At 55.7% G+C, this 280-nt stretch carries 1 protein-coding gene; it reads right to left on the reverse strand.

Translation table 11 applies throughout. The features are described from left to right. Nucleotides 1–68: 68 nt before the first annotated feature. Nucleotides 69–280: cytochrome o ubiquinol/quinol oxidase subunit IV (locus SB751_RS29755; RefSeq protein ID WP_410748992.1), on the reverse strand; the 212-nt coding region annotated here is incomplete at its 5' end.

Consider the following 280-nt stretch of genomic DNA (forward strand, 5'->3'; position numbering starts at 1 on the left):
TGGTTGCGCTGCGGGGATTGCGGGGGGGGTCGCCGGAATGCGTAGAGTCTTTTGTTGCCGCCATCACGTCAGGGCATATTCCGCATGTCGTGGATCGACATGGGCATCATGTTGGAGTTCAAGTGATACATGATCCAGATGGATCCGCTGAGCGTGATCACGACCAGCACCAGCGTGAATATTAACGCCAACATGTTCCAGCCGCTTTCGGACTTGGCATCCATGTGCAGGAAATAGATGATGTGCACCACGATCTGCACCGCCGCGAACGCCAGGATGA

It is taken from the genome of Cupriavidus sp. SIMBA_020, from assembly GCF_046535395.1.
GTDB classification, from domain to species: Bacteria; Pseudomonadota; Gammaproteobacteria; order Burkholderiales; family Burkholderiaceae; genus Cupriavidus; species Cupriavidus campinensis.